Here is a 16,920-nt window from a genome sequence, read left to right on the forward strand (position 1 = left end):
ATCCATACCATTACTTCTTCTCCACTAGAACATATCTTTAACACTTACACCTTATTTTTGGTTCTGGTGCAAATAAAGGATACATTCCAAAAAACATTGATGAATGAATTGTTTTTGATTTTGAACAGACTGATCCCGTAAATCAATCTGTTCTTTTTGTATCATATGCATGGCTTCTATTCCTGCAAGAATAAATGTAACTGTGCGAAAAGATTTAAGTCCTAACATAGAGCGTATACGTTTTTTAATGAAACGATGGTCTTGCTCTACGATGTTATTTAGATATTTTATCTGCCTGATTTGAATGCCTAACGGCATTTTTTTCTCTTTCTTCAACCCGCTGATAGCAATGGGATAGGCGGGATTTTTATCAACTGTAATTGCACGAGGTTTTGAAACATGAAAAGACCGCAAAGCCTTCTTGAAGAATCGCTTTGCAGCCTTATGATTTCTAGATTTACTGAGATAAAAATCAATCGTGTTCCCTTCAGAATCAACGGCACGATATAGGTACATCCATTGTCCTTTTACTTTTATGTACGTTTCATCTACTCTCCAGGAGTCATTCGTTTGTTTGAGATGACGTCGAATTCGCTTATCTAACTCCGGCCCATATTGATGGACCCACCGCATAATCGTTGTATGAGCCAAGGATAGTCCTCTTTCCTCCATCATTTCTACCAAATCACGAAAACTAAGATTGTACCGTAGGTACCAACGTACAGTTAATAGAATAATATCTGGCTGATAGTGCTTCCATTTAAACAAAGTTTCCTTTTTCATACTGATCACACACCCTTTTGTAGAGTAATAGTATCAGTATGTCCAAGATTTACAGATTCATTGCACAAGTGTTATATTTTTTGCACCAGAACCCTTGATAGCGATGTGGCTGTACCCCTTGTATAAGAGTTTGTTTTTAAACAAACTCTGTCTCAATAGTATCCTGACATTACAAAAAAGAACTAAGATGTTTCATCCTAGCTCTTTTTTAGCAATATCAACTTATTATATACATTCATCAATCGTTATTTTACTTCATTGGCAACAAAGAAATGCTCACATACACTTGAAATACGTTTTAAATCCACATTGCCACCTGAAATAACCGCTACTACTTTTTTACCCTGTACATATTTATCAACTTTGCCTGCAAGAAGAGCGGCTGTTGCTAATGCTCCCGCACCTTCTACGACAGCCTTTCCGCGTTGCAATAAGTCTTTCATCGCTACTTCTAATTCTTCTTCCGATACAGTTACAATTTCATCTACTAGGTTTTTTACAATTTCAAAGGTTAAATTTCCAGGTATTTTAACTGCACAACCATCCGCTATTGTTGGAGCTTTATAATGTGATACAATTTCTCCAGCATCATAAGAAGCTTTCATACCGTGTACGTTTTCAGCTTGAACTCCAATAATATTAATGGAGGGATTAAATGATTTCAGTGCTACAGCAATCCCTGAAATAATTCCTCCTCCACCAATCGGAACAATAACAGTATCAACATCCCACATATCATCCAGAATATCTAACCCAATTGTCCCTTGGCCAGCCATTACTTCTACATCATCATATGGATGTAGGTATGTTTCGCCTGTTTCTTTTATAATTTCTTCACATTTCGCTTTTGCATCATCAAATGTATCACCGTATAAAATAACTTCAGAACCATATCCTCTCGTCGCATCCACTTTAGCTTGCGGTGCAGAGGTTGGCATCACAATTTTGCTTTGAATTTTAAGTAAATGAGAAGATAATGCAACACCCTGTGCATGATTTCCAGCTGAACAAGCGATTACACCACGTTCTTTTTCTTCATTTGTTAGTTGGGAAATTTTATTAAATGCACCACGAAACTTGAATGAACCCGTTAACTGCATATTTTCTAACTTCAAATAAATTTCTCCACCGGTTTTACTGGTTAAATAGAAAGATTTAACCAAAGGCGTTTTTCTAGCATTTCCATCTAAAATTTTTTGTGCCTTTTTTATATTCCCAATGTTGAGTGGTAAAATCTCATTACTCATATTAACACTTCTTTCAATGGCTTATAATCTAACTCTAGTGTTGCACCTAAATTCTCATAAGTTATAGTACCCTTGTAAATATTTATCCCCGTCGCTAAAGCCGGTTTATTTTGGATTGCATTCTCTAATCCATTTTTAGCTATTTCTAGTAAATACTCAATATTTCCATTTGCCAACGCCATAGTTGAAGTACGTGGAGTAGCACCAGGCATATTTGGTACTGCATAATGGACTACATCATGTTTAATAAATATAGGATTATCATGAGTTGTATAATGATCGACTGTCTCTACCGTACCACCTTGATCTATTGCAATATCCACAATGACACTTCCTGGCTTCATAGATTGAACCATATACTCTTTAACAATTTTAGGAGGGCGAGATCCTGGTATTAAAATTGTTGAAATAAATAAATCTGCTTCTTTAATCGTTCGCTCTAGATTTTCAGTATTAGATTCAATTATATTTACTTCTTCTGTTACGTATTGCTTTCTTAAATATGCAATTCTTTCTTGATTAACCTCTAGGATTGTAACACTACATCCAATTCCAATTGCCATATCACAGGCATTAGTTGCAGCATTTCCTCCACCTAAAATAACTACATTTCCGGCAGGAATTCCCTCAATACCTGATAATAAAATCCCTTCTCCTTGATGTTGTTTTTCTAAATAATATGCTCCCATGAATACAGCACGACGCCCAGCAATTGCACTCATTGGCTTTAATAATGTCAAAACACCATCTTCGCTAATTGTTTCTCCTGCAATTGCAGTAGTACCAGCATTTATCAGTGCTTCGACACACTCTTTCGACGCAGCCAGATGTAAAAAACCCCAGATTATAAGATCTTTTTTAAAGTAACGATATTCTTCAGGTAATGGTTCTTTTACTTTAACTACCATATCGACTTCCCAAGCTTCTCCTTGTGCTACTAAATTTGCACCTGCGCCTGTATATTCATCATTTGTATATCCTGATCCAATACCTGCATCTTTTTCTACTAAGATTTGATGCCCTTCTTCAACTAACTTCCGAACATTTTCAGGGGTCATTCCTACACGTGCTTCTCCCTTTTTTATCTCTTTAACTACTCCAATTCTCACTTCTAACACATCCTTTTATAAGCAATATAATACCTAGGATTAAAAAAGTAATACATGAATTTACCAAACTTATTATGTCCATTCATGTTATTTTTATCGCCTAACTAGCTTTTAAGGTAGAAAACATCCAATATCAATTATTGTTATAAGGATATGTAAACATTTTTCGAAATCCCAGGTAATATTCCTTCTACCAAAAGTATGTGGAATTGATTCGGTAACTAAAGAGACGATGCGCTGAAAGTAACTATGTTCCCGGAAGGTTAACAAACACTACTTAAGAACGCCTAATCAAACGATTGTATCAAATAAAAGATACTGATTAATATCAATTATCATATGTTATTGATGAGAGACGAATCGTTAAGAAATAGATTCCGAAAAATACTTCTATTACTACAAAAGATTTTTAACCATTTAGTGTTATAGAAATACCACTAAGGAGTGTATATACTGAAATTGTTGCGATAACAGCATTGCTACTTGTATTAATAACAGAAACTGTATTAGAATTCACATTGGCAAAATAATATATGAACTAATTCAGTCAATGATGACCTAATAAACGTAGATGTAAATTAAGAAACCTCTTTAGAGAGAAAAACCTAATTAGGGACTGTTACTGTGCTTTTACAGCAAGGCTATTCAAGAAATTACTAATTGAAGAAGCTTGAAAAATACGTAGGCTAAAAGAGCTGATATTATAATACTTTTCAGTAATTATAAGTATTGATGGAAAGAATTTAGATTCTTTTGGCTGCCAAGATTCGTTATGCCATTCCTGACTGTGGAAGTATAATTCATACCTATTTATTTTATCTTGCATAACTTTTTTGCTGTAAACTGACTTCTGGACTTCAATGAAAAATGGAGATCTACGCCAAATTGTAAATGCATCAGGTTCCATGAATTCTTTACCGTACTTTGGCTCCACTTTAAACAGTTTAGGTTTTTCATAATAGATAAGCTGTTTATACACATCTAATATGCCTAGAAAGTGGGGAATCTTTTGGCTAGTTTTGCGAAGTGTGCTGGATTGAGGGAAGTAAATGTATGGCTGTTGCGAGATATTGGCATTCACATGACCATCTCTTCTTAATCGCTTCATCACCGTATTACAGCATGTAACCGCGTTCTTTAATCCTTGAAAATGCAAATCAATAATGTCATCACGAGACATACATCTAAAACGCTTCAAATTGTTTAGTATGGCTTTGTCTCTATTCCTCATAATCTAACACCCCGAATAATTGATTTTCTTCTTGTGGTAGGTTTTGCAACTTTATATTCTCTTTCGGAACGCGATAAGGTTCAACTATCTTCTTGGCTTTACTTAATTCTAAATAAGGAGATTGTACTTTCTTTAATCCATTTAACTTTAATATCATTTGGCCAGATTGCTCCAAGCGTTCTGAACCAGGAGTACCCATAATATTACTATTAATTGTACTATCACATTTAAAGCCCATTCTAACCGTCATATTGAGCTTTAGCTTACCATCCAACACTTTTGCATCAGGTCGTTGCATACTTAGCATTAAAAAAACTCCAAGTGCCCTTCCGACTGCCGATATTTTTTCAACTATAGACATACATTCCTTTTCATCTTGCAACATAACCACTTCGTCGATAGCAAGTAAGATATATGGTTTCTGATTATCAGGATTTAATTTGTTGTATTCGTCAATATGATCTACTTCATACTCTTCCATCAATTTTCTACGTTCGCGTATTTCCTTCCACACTTTCTGCAGCATAATCTTCATTTCTATTTCTTCCATGCAAACCTCTTTTACGTGTTTCACCCTTCGCAAGAAATGAAATTCGGAATTCTTCAAATCGCCCAGGTACAAATGTAATTTATCAGGAGACATATATTGAATAAGTGTAGACAGTACAACGCGTACCATACTACTTTTCCCGCTCCCCGTCTCTCCTGCAATTAGAAGATGCGGCGTGTTTGAAGCAATCATGTCATACGTAATCATATTTCCAAATTGGTCACGCCCCACAATTACAGGAAGATGATGTTGTATAAGTAATGGCTGCCACTTCTTATAACTGTAATTGTATGCTTGTAGCCCAGCATCCGAAAGAAACACATTAAGTACAAACCTTTTAATATCACCTTCAATTGCTACATTACGCCCTAATATTTGTTGAAAGCAAAACCACTTCTTTTCAATATTTTTCGGATCTAATCCGTTTGGAATGGTAAATATGTATCGAACCTTTTCTTTCGAGGAAAAAATGTCATGTATCTTCGGATAAATGGGTACTTTTCCACCTCTTATTTGATGGTCTACATATAAACCTGCCTTTGTAAATACCTCTATAAGTCGATTCTTCAAACTTTGTTTATGAAGCCAATCCTTTAAAATCCCCATGTAATTTCCTCCTTAAAACATCTCCACAATTTGAATGAATACATAACCAATGAAACAAACTCCACCTATCCTCATTCCATGATATATTCCATCACTTACAAGTTTCGCTGCTGCAACATGATCATTTTTCACAAGATGCTTTTCTAACAACGCCCCTCCAATTGTCGTTACTCCTAAAGCTCCTAAAGAGATAAATGTAGTTAACATATAAATTTCCCCTTTATAAACAGAATTTTGAATGTTGATGATACATGGGCTTACAAACTTAGAAATTTGGTAGAGTTACCTTGATAGCTAATTTGGTAGCAACCTTGATACATCTTATTGTGAATAGCTTGTACAATATGCAAATTTTTCTTTGCAATTGCGTATAGTTTTTTGCATTTTGGACAAGGATGATTAAAAAAGATTATGGAGGAGATTAGCGTGTGGGGTAGAGGTATTGGAAGACATAGAACAAAGCTAGCTAAATTTTTAGCTAGCTACGATTACTCAATTCAGGATTTTTCTAAAGCTAGTAAAGTAAACAGAAATACATTAGGCCAACTGTGTAATGACAAGGATTATGTACCATCACCAAATACAATGCAAAAAATAATGAAGATTGTTAGAAAACATGATTCTCGAAAACAAGTAACTGACTTTTGGCATATATAAAGAGAATAAACTCTTTATATATCATTCCTTATGCAAGCTTGATATTAATTTTTATAGGGATACGGTAACGATTCCTTATAGGCATTGCCTTACTGCCCTCTCGTTCTCGCACTAAGCCTTAATTAATTTTTTAGTAGTGGAAGATTGTTTTCTTTTATTAAATCATAAATGAATTTTTCTAACACACTTTCAGCTGCTTCTCGCATTTGATCCGGTGTTGAATCATTAAACACCTTTTCTATCTCCCTAAGTAGTTGTTTTAAAGAATGGGTTTCCTTGCTATTTTCCAGGAATTCCTCACCTAACCCTTGAACAAATGTACTAATAACAATTACCTTTTCCAATTTAGTTAGTTCCATCTCTATGCCTCCTAATCAGATTATCATTCTCATCAAACACGACCTCTCCCCTAATTAATAAAGAGTTACCAAAAGTCTTGGTGTTATGACAAGATATGCATAGATATTGTCGATTCTCATGATTTAAGTATTATATTTATCCTGTGGTCTAATCTTAACGATATGCTCAGAAACTTCCCTAAATCGTGTAATTTTCATAATAGACAAGTAAAAGTCTCTAAAGGTATTACTTTAAATTCAAATCACACGTTTGTTAGGATCTATAAATCCACACTAGAGATAAAAAGTGGATTTATAGACCCGTATTTTTGGACAAATTTACCGGCTGAATTAACAGAAACTTTGTGTTACTCTGAACTTATTGAATATCCCAATACATTCAACAATGCTCAAAATTGCATATTTACTATGCAACCATCCACCCAGATACCTTAGTTAATACTTCTCCCTAATTGTCGTTATTGCTAAGGTATCTTTTTAGATGCCCTGTGTACAGTTTTTTTCTCTCAGTGATAAAGCTATTTCCCATTTGATATAATCAATTTTTTCAGTACATTTTCTTAACAAAATTCAGATTTGGTATTTTTACTACCATTTACTTTATATACAGTTTTTAAGTTTTTCCCTTACAATTTTGAAATCTTCTGCTAAAATCTAAACATATTTTTGCGAACACTTAACTAATATATAAAATTTAAGTAAAAGACTTTTATATTAGTTTAAATGGTTGCCATAAAGACAAGGCAAATATCCAAGTAGGATCCCCATTTCCTTGATAGCTTTGAACCGCTTCATAAAATTTCCCTTGATACTCTACTTTATCTCCTTTTGTATATGCCTTTTTAGGATCCCATTTTTCATACATTACATTTTGACTCTTTGTTGTTACTGTAAGGATGTTGCTTTGAACCGAGATATTTCCAGCCGTATCTACAGCCTTTACAGTATATTTATATTCTTTATTAACTGTAAGGTTTTGATCAGTAAACTTTGTTTCTTGTACTGTTTGAATTAATTGTCCATCACGTAACACTTGATATTCTTTTACACCCACATTGTCTGTAGAAGGATTCCATTTTAGCTCTACACTGTCTGATGCAACATTGCTTGCATATAATCCTTGTGGCTGTGTTGGAGCTTCTGTGTCCGGTTTCGGATTAACAATTTGATTTACTTTCTTCAGGCCATCCTTTGTAACTTCATATATTACTTTTTTATCAAAGCTTTCGCATTTATTATTATCCAGATTTGTTAATGTCGCTCTCTCTCCACCTTCTAGGTGTGTAAGCTCAATAAAATTGCCTACTTTTACTGGGACTGTTTTTGATTCAGCATTTTGTTTGTTATTCCCATAAATCTCTTTGTTATATACCACTTTACCTGATGTATCCTGTACTTTAATACTTGCATACGTGCTATCAAAATAATTGTGTGGTGTACCTGCTATTAAACTAACTTGCAATTCTTCTGTTGATTTATTTAAATCAAGTTTTGCAAATTCAAAATCTCCTATACCCTTCATCGACCATGCAAACCGATCCCCTTCTAAAATGTTTGGAGATTCATTTTTGATTTTCACCTTTTTTTCCACAGTTTGATCAAATATATCTGTTAATACAATTTTTGCATAAGTATTTGTTGGTAATGATATAGATTGACTGATTCCATTTTGGTAAGATTTAATATCATTAATTACGTTAATCGGTTGGCCCGTCATATTTTCATTATTATAAATTTCAATTTTCCCCTTAAATTGAGGTGTACTACTATCTTTTAATTGCCAAGTTATATTTAATTTTTCATTTTCATAATACATAGACTTTACATCATAATCTAGTTTTCCTATTTCAGGTTGGCTAGGTTGATTTAACGTAAATGTTTTTCCTGTTCCAATAGTTGATCGAGAGTCTCCCCCAGCCTTAAACCAAAGATATTCTGAAGTAGCTCCCCCATCCCAATTATTATTCAATGGCTCTTGCCCCTCTATTGATTGAGTATTCCAAGATGTCCATTTTTTATCTGAGATATTTCTTCCATATCCATTTTTTACACGTGCCTCTCTTACATCTTGTCCATTACCAAGCCAGTCTTCTTGAAACAGCGTTTGTCCATAGTTAAATGTAACGTTAGGAACTGGAAAGTCCATAATCCCAATAAGCTTCCATTGGTTTTTTGAAACATCTTTTAACCACTGTCCAAATTTTGTGTGTCCATTCTCTTGCCAAGAACGCATTGTCATGCGATACCAATTATAATTCTTCCAATCATATGTCGTCTGAATTTTAAGACCTGTTCCTTCTCCACCAAAATTACTTGCAACTGATGTAGGGGATACATATTCTGCTTTTATTGCTTCCTTAGAAGAAATAGGATCCCAAACTGCAAAGTGCAAAGTACGCTTTCCATTTTCATCAAAACCGCTTTGTTGTTGGAATCCAGCATACCCACCAGCTTCTCCCCCCTGGTTCCAGTTATGTACAGCCCAATATGTATAAGGTGCTGTTTGAACAGGAGACCAGTCTATACTAATAATATCTGAAGAAACACTATTTTTAGGTGTAACATAAACTCCTGGAGCAGACGCCGCCTCTATGATAGAAATTGATGATCCAAACATCGAAAACACCGTACTAGCTGCTGTAATTGCTAGGATTTTTTTGACGCCATTTCTTGTTCTTTGATTGAACATAATTTTCCCTCTCCTCTTTCGTTATTAATAACTATTTAAAATAATATCTCTCTATATACAATTGAACAAATTCCCTATGAATGTAGTACTATTTTAATAAAATGGATATATTTGATGTTATTTTCACTGTTATTCAATAAGCATTTATAGTATTTCGTTATAAATTTAAGTTATATATCGCTGAATTTATCCTATTAACAATAGAAAAATTCATAAAAATAAAAATATTTTAGAATTTTTTAAGCACTTATTAATTAAAAACCCCCATTTTTATACAAATGAGGGCGTAATGCGTTGAAAATCTTATAGTTTACTTTCTACATCTTACTTGTCTAAAAAATATTGAATTCATTTTTAAGTATTTGATGATATTGTTTCTCTGTTATTTCTTTTTTAATTTTCTTTCCATGCCGGGTTTCTGTAAAACTTTGCTTAGTAAGTGCAATATGCCCGTGTTCAATTAATTTACAAATAATATTCGCCTTATTTACTGGTGATTCTGGATGCTCTATAACCATGTTTTGTATAGCATTCACTTTCTTTTCATTAATTGCATTTAAATAAAAAGCATAACCGATAGACCAGGTATCACTAAGATCCGAATCAAAAAAATGTGAAGTTTCTCCATTTTTTCCTTTTTTCATTTCTAATACATGGGTTCCTTTCTCCGTATTTTGTTTACGAACACGATATTCACCCGTTACAGAAGTCACGCTGTCACCGTGAAAAGGAACAGGATGTAAAGGGAGATAGGATGCAAAACCGGCGTCTATAATATAGTTTTCATATTTGTGTTGTAAAACGATTAGTGCATGGCCATCATCAGGGTTCCACTTTCTTGTTTTTGAATCATATAGAGTTCCAGCTATTCGATACACATTAAATCCACAATCACACAAAAAATAATATAATAAAGAATTAATTTCATAGCATAATCCACCACGATTCTTTAAAAGCAGCTTTTCTTCAATATTTTCTCTAGAAAATTCTTTCGTATTTCCTTCCATGATGTCTAAGTTTTCATAAGGTAATAAGTGCCCCATCTGCAAAAGAATTCTATGTAAATCTTCAAATTTCACATTTTCTCTTGGGGGAATTTTTAATTTTGAGAAAAACTTTTTTTGTAATTCAGTTAACATTATATATCTCCTCCATTTGCAGAAATCATATATATTTACCTATATATTAAGACTATTAATTATATATGGTGTACAGCTTGATTAATACATTTCATAAGAGTGTGTAGCACTAACCATATTAGCGACAATTAAGGAGCAAGTGCTCAAAAATTCCTTAATATTTATTCAAATGTATGTTTTTGATATTTTGATATCTTTGCTAATTCCCCAAAACTGAGTTGATAAGAATTTAAATGTAACGTCTAAAAGTGTACTTTATGAAAAATTAAAAATAGAGAATCTAAGATGCAGTTATTATTCAGATACATAACTATATAACCTTTAATCCTTCTACTTATACATATAATACTCTTTATATCGTTCAAACTTAGATTTTTTTGTTTTTGCTGGTATTATGGGTGACCTTAATGTTTTAGAGGGTGCCGCTTGCTTTGGCATTTCTAATACTCCACGTTTCTTGAGCTCTCTATACAAACTACTCACTTTGCACCCTACTATTTTCGCAATGTCTGGATATTCGGTCCCTTGATTAAATAATTGAACTGCTTGTTTGCATCTTTCATCCCATTTTTCTTCTGTCGTTCGATTTTTAACTGATTTTTTTTCTAGCTTGATATACTCTCTTTCTATATTACACTTCTCCGCATTATACTGTTCTGCGTCCGCTTGAAGATTACAAAACTCCTCCCCCTCTAAGGGTATCACTTGTGCTTTTTTCGTAATTACTTTCATGTTTCATTCACCTCATTTTATTTGATAAATTCTCGCATCCTACTACGTTATCTACAATTCTTGCTAGTTTCTCAGATAATACTTATAATAAGGCCATTAATACTTCTATCCTTATCACTTCTATTACAACTTTTAATTAATTATTTACAAGCCACATTGATTTTGCTGTTTACGTAAACTACTTATTTGACATTCAAATTGATGTACATTTCTTATACATATCCATTCCTTCTTAACACCAGCGCTTGCTAGCAAATGTAATCCCACTTCAATTTTATTTTTCTTTTAGCGGCCTTTTCATCAAAAATCAATTCCGTTCCTATTTGACATGCTGCTTTTCCAATTTTTCAATCATCAATACAATATTTATGTACACAACTAGTATGATGATCTTGCAAATCTAAAATACAAATTCTCATTTCTCTATTATTCATAATTCCAATCTCTGCGGTATAATAGTTGCCAATATTACACCACTAATGACAACGCTTTCTAATTCTAATAGATTTGATTCATCCCATTTGAACAAGTCTATTCATTTTTGAACCCAACTCCAAACAATCCTACAATTCCATTCATAACAACGGGTGTTTTAGTCTGAATTTTTAAATTATTTTTCTATACAAATTTTGATGATGTGGTAAAATTATAAATGAAAAAGAGTATGGATTTAAAAGAAGCCAATGAATATAAAAATTGGCTTTTTTCTTGATGGAAAATGAAACAAAAACTTCTTTAAATCTTTATTAGTGATAAGTTTTAAAGAAAATCCATCCTGGTTATAGTTTTACATAATTGTAAACTATAGTAAATTGATATTATTAATATTGAATATTCTTAACATTAATCCCACCTATACACATCAACAAACAAAACATTACTATTAATTTCTACTAATTTTTTGTAAACATACTAAATTATCACCTTTTAATGGATTTATTTACCTTAAAATTATCTTTAAATTTATATATTCTATTTTTGTAGTTTTAATACCTCTTTGTATTTAATATTTCTTTTACAAATACAGGTAATCTATCAAATATAGTGAATCCGAATTAGGGATATGAAGTCTATACATCTTCTTTAATTTCTAAAATTACTAATTCAGGAAATTTATAAGTAACCTACTATTTATCAATGTGTAGCATAACAATTGCCCTCGAATCTTCAAGTAACCCACCAAAATTAATTTGTCTTTCAATAATTCCCTTTAGGTGTCCACCTACTTTTTCAAAAAGCTTCTTTATCTTGAATAAACCCTTTTTACGTTCAAATAAATATTTTTTCAAACTTGTGCGTGCCCTAAAAAAATACAAGTGATTTTATTCTAGTCACCTTGAATTTCTTGCACACCTAGTGAAAAGAATCCGTTTTTTACTAACGGGTTCTTTTCTTTATTCGTCATACTATAACTAGATTGTTACATTTTTTCACAGCTCACCTTTACTTGCATAAATATTCCGTTCTTATAAATCCGTAAATCCTCTTTCCTTTAATGCTTTTATGTTATTTGAGTCTATTCATGTAAATTCATTATTTCTCCCTTATTCAATAGCCTCTGAACCTGTAGGTATAAGGTTTATCTAGAAATATAGTCTAGGACACATAGGATTTTTGTGTACGAAAGAAAGAATCGTAATTTCAACCAAAAACCATTTATTTACCTATTTTAAGTTTCTAAATTTGTATTGATAATTCTTGGCTTTAGAAGTATCCTATACATATTCAAACATTTGAAGATGTATAGGATACTTCTGAAATGTTAAATGTAAATATATACTTGAGGTGTTTTAATGGGAACCGAAATGCAACAATTTAAAGCAGATTTCTTTAAAGCTTTATCGCATCCTTTACGAATAGGTATTTTGGAACTTCTATCAGAAGGTGAAAAAAGTGTAAATGAAATTCAAAGCATTCTTAAAAAAGAAGGTTCTGCAGTTTCTCAACAATTAAGTGTATTACGCGCGAAAAATATTGTTGTTGGCACTAAAGATGGAAAACGAGTATTATACTCCCTTCGAGATCCTATGATTATGAATTTATTAGTGGTTGCGCGGAAAATTTTTAACAATCATTTAATTGATACAATTTCTATGTTAGAAGAGCTAGATGAAGCAGAAAACGAAATGGTAAAGGAGGAATAAATTGAGCAATGAGGCTAAAAGAGAAGATATCATCCAACATGGAATTGAGATATTTCACTCTATAGGAGCTCATCACGTTTGTAATGTTTGCATTAAAAGTGGATATTCTTGTTGCTTTTCATGTCAACATTTACAAGATGGTATTGGATGTCAAAAAAGGAATACAGCTTGTACAGCATGGTTATGCGGCATTCAGAACTTTTTGTTTGATCAAATAGGATTATTAGAAGAATGGAATCGTTTTTGGACTGAAATTCCAGGACAGATGTTTCGTAGAGATATTACTCCAGATAAAGTAAAAGTCACTACGTTTATTGATACGAAGAAGCTAGATAGTCGAGCTGGAGAACTTCTAGCGGAAAGATTACAATTCCATGTACAACAAGGTGGAGATATAGGAAAATTAGAACGTCATTTAAGCAAAACTTATAGTAAGTATTAGGATGTCGTTTTCTTTGATAAAAATTAAATCCTCCTGTATAAAACGAATGCGACACATAGTTGTAATCCGAGTTTATTAAAAAGAGAAAAGAAGGGTTTGTAATGAGAGGTTTATTTACGGGAAGGTTTGAAGGATATTCATTAGGGCATTTTCAAAAAGATCTTCTTTCAGGACTGATTGTTGGAGTTGTTGCGATTCCTCTTGCTATGTCTTTTGCCATAGCTTCTGGTGTAAAACCAGAGTATGGAATTTATACAACGTGTATTGCCGGGATACTTATTTCTCTATTTGGTGGTTCAAAGTATCAAATTGGAGGGCCTACAGGGGCTTTTGTTCCCATTCTTTTAGGGATTGTCATTACTTATGGGTATGAAAATTTACTACTCGCTGGTTTGATGGCTGGAATTATCTTATGCCTTATGGGAATTTTTAAATTAGGTTCGTTAATTAAGTTCATACCACGTCCTGTAACAATTGGTTTTACTTCAGGTATTGCTGTTATTATATTCACTGGACAAATTGCTAGTTTTTTAGGTTTAACAGGCATAAAAAAACATGAGGACTTTATAGCAAACTTGAAAGAAATATTTACTCATATCGGTACCACTAATTTTTATAATGTAGTAACTGCTTTGATTTGCTTTTTCGTTATACTCGTAACACCAAAAATTTTGCCAAAAGTACCGGGTTCATTAGTAGGTGTTTTGATTTCAACTATAATTGCAACTATATTTTTCTCAGGTCATGTACCTACTATTGGTACAGCATATGGTACGATTCCAAATACACTACCTCAGTTTGATATACCAGAGATCACAATAGAGCGTATCCAACATTTAATTGGCCCTGCGTTTGTTATTGCTATGTTGGGCGGTATTGAGTCCCTTTTATCTGCTGTCGTCGCAGATGGGATGACAAATAGTAAACATAACAGTAATAAAGAACTTATTGGTCAAGGAATTGCTAATATTGTTACCCCATTATTTGGAGGAATTCCGGCGACTGGAGCAATTGCTCGAACAGCAACGAATATTAAAAGTGGCGCTGTTTCACCCATGTCCGGTGTGATTCACGGAGTATTTGTGTTATTTACGCTTCTACTGCTAGCTCCATACGCCTCCCACATCCCACTTGCTAGTATGGCTCCTATTTTAATGGTTGTAGCGTGGAATATGAGTGAGCAACAGCATTTTGTTCATATACTTAAAATGAAGACCGGAGATTCTCTTGTATTACTAGTAACATTTTCCCTTACTGTATTTACAAGTTTGACAACAGCTGTGGAAATCGGTCTTATTTTAGCTATTATTTTGTTTACAAAACGTATGAGTAATATGCTTGTGATGTCAAAAGTGCTTCCTGATCATACAACAAAGAATGAAAAATTATTACCGCATGTGGTAAATAATGCTCATGATTGCCCTCAAATTAGTATTTACACAATAGAAGGTCCATTATTTTTTGGAGCTGCGCAAACATTTGAACAAAACATTTTAGCGACAATTCATTATAGACCCAAAATTCTAATCTTACGTATGGGCAAGGTTCCTTTTATTGACACAACAGGCGAAGCCTACTTTAGGAATATTGTCCAACATTTTAAAAAACAAGGTGGCGTACTTCTCATCTCAGGGGCTCAATCAGAGTTGAAAACAACTCTAATTAAGAATGGATTATATGCTGAGATTGGAAAAGAGAACTTTTTTTATCATACAGGAGAAGCAATTAACTGTGCTTTAAGACATTTGAATAAAGCGAAATGTGTAGGATGTAAACATTTTGCTTTTCATGAATGTGCCCAGCTCTCCCAACAATGCCAGGATATTAATACAATAAAAAATAAATCAAAAGCATTAGAATTTTAAAAAATATATTTCCTATACAAAGTTTACTTGTTTTGATTTACTCTTTTAAATATTTTGCTACAAAGCAGAAAAGGAGAATGTTTAATTTGGCGAATGCGAAGAAGATTTTTATAAAGCTTCAACAAGAAGGATTTTCATACATTCAAAAAATGCTCATTACACAACAAGAAGAGAATATATTCCTTACATTTCAATGCAAAAAAAATTGTACAACTAGTACCCTTTCAATAGATGATAAAAAGAATTACGAAAAAGCTATATCGTTTTTTTCTCATGCTTCTGGTGGTGTAATTTTATGGGGAATAGATTCAAATAAAAATAATAATGGTGTTCACATAGCTAAAAAAATTCAACCTATCTCTAATGGAAAAGAATTTTTTAGTAATCTAAATGATTTATTATTTAAAAATCCCAACAATACAAACCAGGATGTTAAAAATATATATATTCCTTTGCCTAAAGAAGTAAACCGTGGATTTGTAATCACCTATGTCCCCAGGAAAGACTATCTATTAAAACTTAATGACTACTATACAAAAACCAGGGATAACTTTGTAATGATGATGGGACAGATTCTATTAAATGATATGTTAGAAAATAGAAAATTGTTAAGGGAATCACTATAAATCATGCATATAAAGGAACCCTCTTGCTTTTACAAGAGGGTCTCACTTTACATTATTTTATTTCGGTATAAAGATAAATAAAAAACTGTCATTTGAATAAAGAAAACACTAAATACAATGTATAAGGGATATCCTGGAATATACATATTAAAAATAGGAGAAAGCACTAAAAATCCAATTGCGATGATTAACACATACCACAGTGAAACAAATGCTGTACGACAAGCTCTTTCAGTAATTAACTTTTCACGTTCGTCTTCTAGGGGAAACAATAGTGGATACATCAGATATGAAAGAGCGTTATATTTCTTCCTCTGTATTTTATAAAAAATTGTTATTACAATACCTATAACTAATAAGAATAAGACTGGTGTAATATTTAATGATACTTCAAAGGCTACTTTCTTAGCTTTAATAATATTGGCAAGTTCTATAATGCCGTAATAAAGTTCAATGAATACCCAACATGCTAATGCCATAATAAGTACATTAATCACATAAGAAATCATCAATCTATTCATCCTCTTCTTCCTCCTTATTTAATACAAACACTTCTTCCATCTTCAAATCAAACACATCACAAATTGACAATGCTAGTAATAATGAAGGGATGTAATCCCCTTTTTCAATTGCTGCGATCGTTTGCCTCGTCACTCCAACTTTTTCAGCTAATACACTTTGTGTGAAATTAAAACGAGCTCTAATTTCCTTTACTTTGTTAAAAATAGTCAAGTTCGCCAC

General features: G+C 32.7%; 18 protein-coding genes. 5 read left to right on the forward strand and 13 right to left on the reverse strand.

Features of this window, described 5'->3' with window-relative positions:
• Nucleotides 1-51: 51 nt before the first annotated feature.
• From OXT04_RS14240 to OXT04_RS14270, 7 genes are all read right to left on the reverse strand, one after another.
• Nucleotides 52-783: an IS6-like element IS240C family transposase gene (locus tag OXT04_RS14240; protein WP_142338304.1), complete on the reverse strand. Its 732-nt coding sequence runs from the start codon at nucleotides 781-783 to the stop codon at nucleotides 52-54.
• A 245-nt stretch (nucleotides 784-1,028) separates the two neighbouring features.
• Nucleotides 1,029-2,030 (reverse strand): bifunctional threonine ammonia-lyase/L-serine ammonia-lyase TdcB, encoded by a 1,002-nt coding sequence (gene tdcB, locus OXT04_RS14245; RefSeq protein WP_000064086.1) that lies wholly within the window; start codon nucleotides 2,028-2,030, stop codon nucleotides 1,029-1,031.
• Complete coding sequence (ald, locus tag OXT04_RS14250; RefSeq protein ID WP_267415427.1) at nucleotides 2,027-3,139, reverse strand: alanine dehydrogenase; 1,113 nt, start codon at nucleotides 3,137-3,139, stop codon at nucleotides 2,027-2,029. The genes tdcB and ald overlap by 4 nt, the downstream gene beginning before the upstream one ends.
• Before the next feature lie 409 nt (nucleotides 3,140-3,548).
• Entirely contained in the window at nucleotides 3,549-3,656 is a 108-nt protein-coding gene (locus OXT04_RS14255; RefSeq protein WP_276307927.1) for a hypothetical protein, read from the reverse strand.
• Between the two features lie 102 nt (nucleotides 3,657-3,758).
• On the reverse strand, nucleotides 3,759-4,370 hold the full coding sequence (locus OXT04_RS14260) for a replication-relaxation family protein (protein WP_016513387.1): 612 nt from the start codon (nucleotides 4,368-4,370) through the stop codon (nucleotides 3,759-3,761).
• Entirely contained in the window at nucleotides 4,360-5,526 is a 1,167-nt protein-coding gene (locus OXT04_RS14265; protein WP_098251484.1) for an FtsK/SpoIIIE domain-containing protein, read from the reverse strand. The genes OXT04_RS14260 and OXT04_RS14265 overlap by 11 nt, the downstream gene beginning before the upstream one ends.
• Nucleotides 5,527-5,538: 12 nt before the next feature.
• On the reverse strand, nucleotides 5,539-5,733 hold the full coding sequence (locus tag OXT04_RS14270) for a hypothetical protein (protein WP_097925370.1): 195 nt from the start codon (nucleotides 5,731-5,733) through the stop codon (nucleotides 5,539-5,541).
• A gap of 219 nt (nucleotides 5,734-5,952) precedes the next feature.
• On the opposite strand from OXT04_RS14270, the gene OXT04_RS14275 reads away from it, so the two are divergent.
• Nucleotides 5,953-6,183 (forward strand): helix-turn-helix domain-containing protein, encoded by a 231-nt coding sequence (locus OXT04_RS14275; protein ID WP_000264559.1) that lies wholly within the window; start codon nucleotides 5,953-5,955, stop codon nucleotides 6,181-6,183.
• Nucleotides 6,184-6,305: 122 nt separating this feature from the next.
• Here the strand turns inward: OXT04_RS14275 and OXT04_RS14280 are convergent, their stop codons facing one another.
• The 4 genes from OXT04_RS14280 to OXT04_RS14295 form a co-directional block, all read right to left on the reverse strand.
• The gene (locus OXT04_RS14280) at nucleotides 6,306-6,542 is read right to left on the reverse strand and encodes a hypothetical protein (protein ID WP_097925372.1); all 237 of its coding nucleotides are present in this window, start codon (nucleotides 6,540-6,542) and stop codon (nucleotides 6,306-6,308) included.
• Between the two features lie 709 nt (nucleotides 6,543-7,251).
• The gene (locus OXT04_RS14285; protein WP_098854679.1) at nucleotides 7,252-9,231 is read right to left on the reverse strand and encodes a DUF3472 domain-containing protein; all 1,980 of its coding nucleotides are present in this window, start codon (nucleotides 9,229-9,231) and stop codon (nucleotides 7,252-7,254) included.
• Nucleotides 9,232-9,563: 332 nt separating this feature from the next.
• On the reverse strand, nucleotides 9,564-10,370 hold the full coding sequence (locus OXT04_RS14290; protein WP_016513383.1) for an arylamine N-acetyltransferase family protein: 807 nt from the start codon (nucleotides 10,368-10,370) through the stop codon (nucleotides 9,564-9,566).
• 330 nt (nucleotides 10,371-10,700) lie between these two features.
• Nucleotides 10,701-11,102, reverse strand: a complete 402-nt coding sequence (locus OXT04_RS14295) for a hypothetical protein (protein WP_016513382.1) — start codon at nucleotides 11,100-11,102, stop codon at nucleotides 10,701-10,703.
• A gap of 1,793 nt (nucleotides 11,103-12,895) precedes the next feature.
• Between OXT04_RS14295 and OXT04_RS14300 the strand changes: the two genes are divergently transcribed.
• From OXT04_RS14300 to OXT04_RS14315, 4 genes are all read left to right on the forward strand, one after another.
• The gene (locus OXT04_RS14300) at nucleotides 12,896-13,246 is read left to right on the forward strand and encodes an ArsR/SmtB family transcription factor (RefSeq protein WP_000536397.1); all 351 of its coding nucleotides are present in this window, start codon (nucleotides 12,896-12,898) and stop codon (nucleotides 13,244-13,246) included.
• Between the two features lies 1 nt (nucleotide 13,247).
• Nucleotides 13,248-13,688 carry a hypothetical protein gene (locus tag OXT04_RS14305; RefSeq protein ID WP_000064031.1) on the forward strand — a complete coding sequence of 147 codons (441 nt, stop codon included), beginning with the start codon at nucleotides 13,248-13,250 and terminating at the stop codon, nucleotides 13,686-13,688.
• 101 nt (nucleotides 13,689-13,789) lie between these two features.
• On the forward strand, nucleotides 13,790-15,553 hold the full coding sequence (locus tag OXT04_RS14310; RefSeq protein WP_098566844.1) for a SulP family inorganic anion transporter: 1,764 nt from the start codon (nucleotides 13,790-13,792) through the stop codon (nucleotides 15,551-15,553).
• An 86-nt stretch (nucleotides 15,554-15,639) separates the two neighbouring features.
• The gene (locus tag OXT04_RS14315) at nucleotides 15,640-16,179 is read left to right on the forward strand and encodes a hypothetical protein (protein WP_098854680.1); all 540 of its coding nucleotides are present in this window, start codon (nucleotides 15,640-15,642) and stop codon (nucleotides 16,177-16,179) included.
• A 47-nt stretch (nucleotides 16,180-16,226) separates the two neighbouring features.
• Here the strand turns inward: OXT04_RS14315 and OXT04_RS14320 are convergent, their stop codons facing one another.
• Both OXT04_RS14320 and OXT04_RS14325 read right to left on the reverse strand, forming a co-directional pair.
• The gene (locus OXT04_RS14320; protein ID WP_098251487.1) at nucleotides 16,227-16,700 is read right to left on the reverse strand and encodes a DUF2178 domain-containing protein; all 474 of its coding nucleotides are present in this window, start codon (nucleotides 16,698-16,700) and stop codon (nucleotides 16,227-16,229) included.
• A complete protein-coding gene (locus OXT04_RS14325; RefSeq protein WP_050822708.1) occupies nucleotides 16,693-16,911 on the reverse strand; it encodes a helix-turn-helix transcriptional regulator in 219 nt (72 codons plus the stop codon). The genes OXT04_RS14320 and OXT04_RS14325 overlap by 8 nt, the downstream gene beginning before the upstream one ends.
• Nucleotides 16,912-16,920 lie beyond the last annotated feature (9 nt).

It is taken from the genome of Bacillus sp. GC_Bacil_1, from assembly GCF_026540675.1.
GTDB classification, from domain to species: domain Bacteria; phylum Bacillota; class Bacilli; order Bacillales; family Bacillaceae_G; genus Bacillus_A; species Bacillus_A cereus.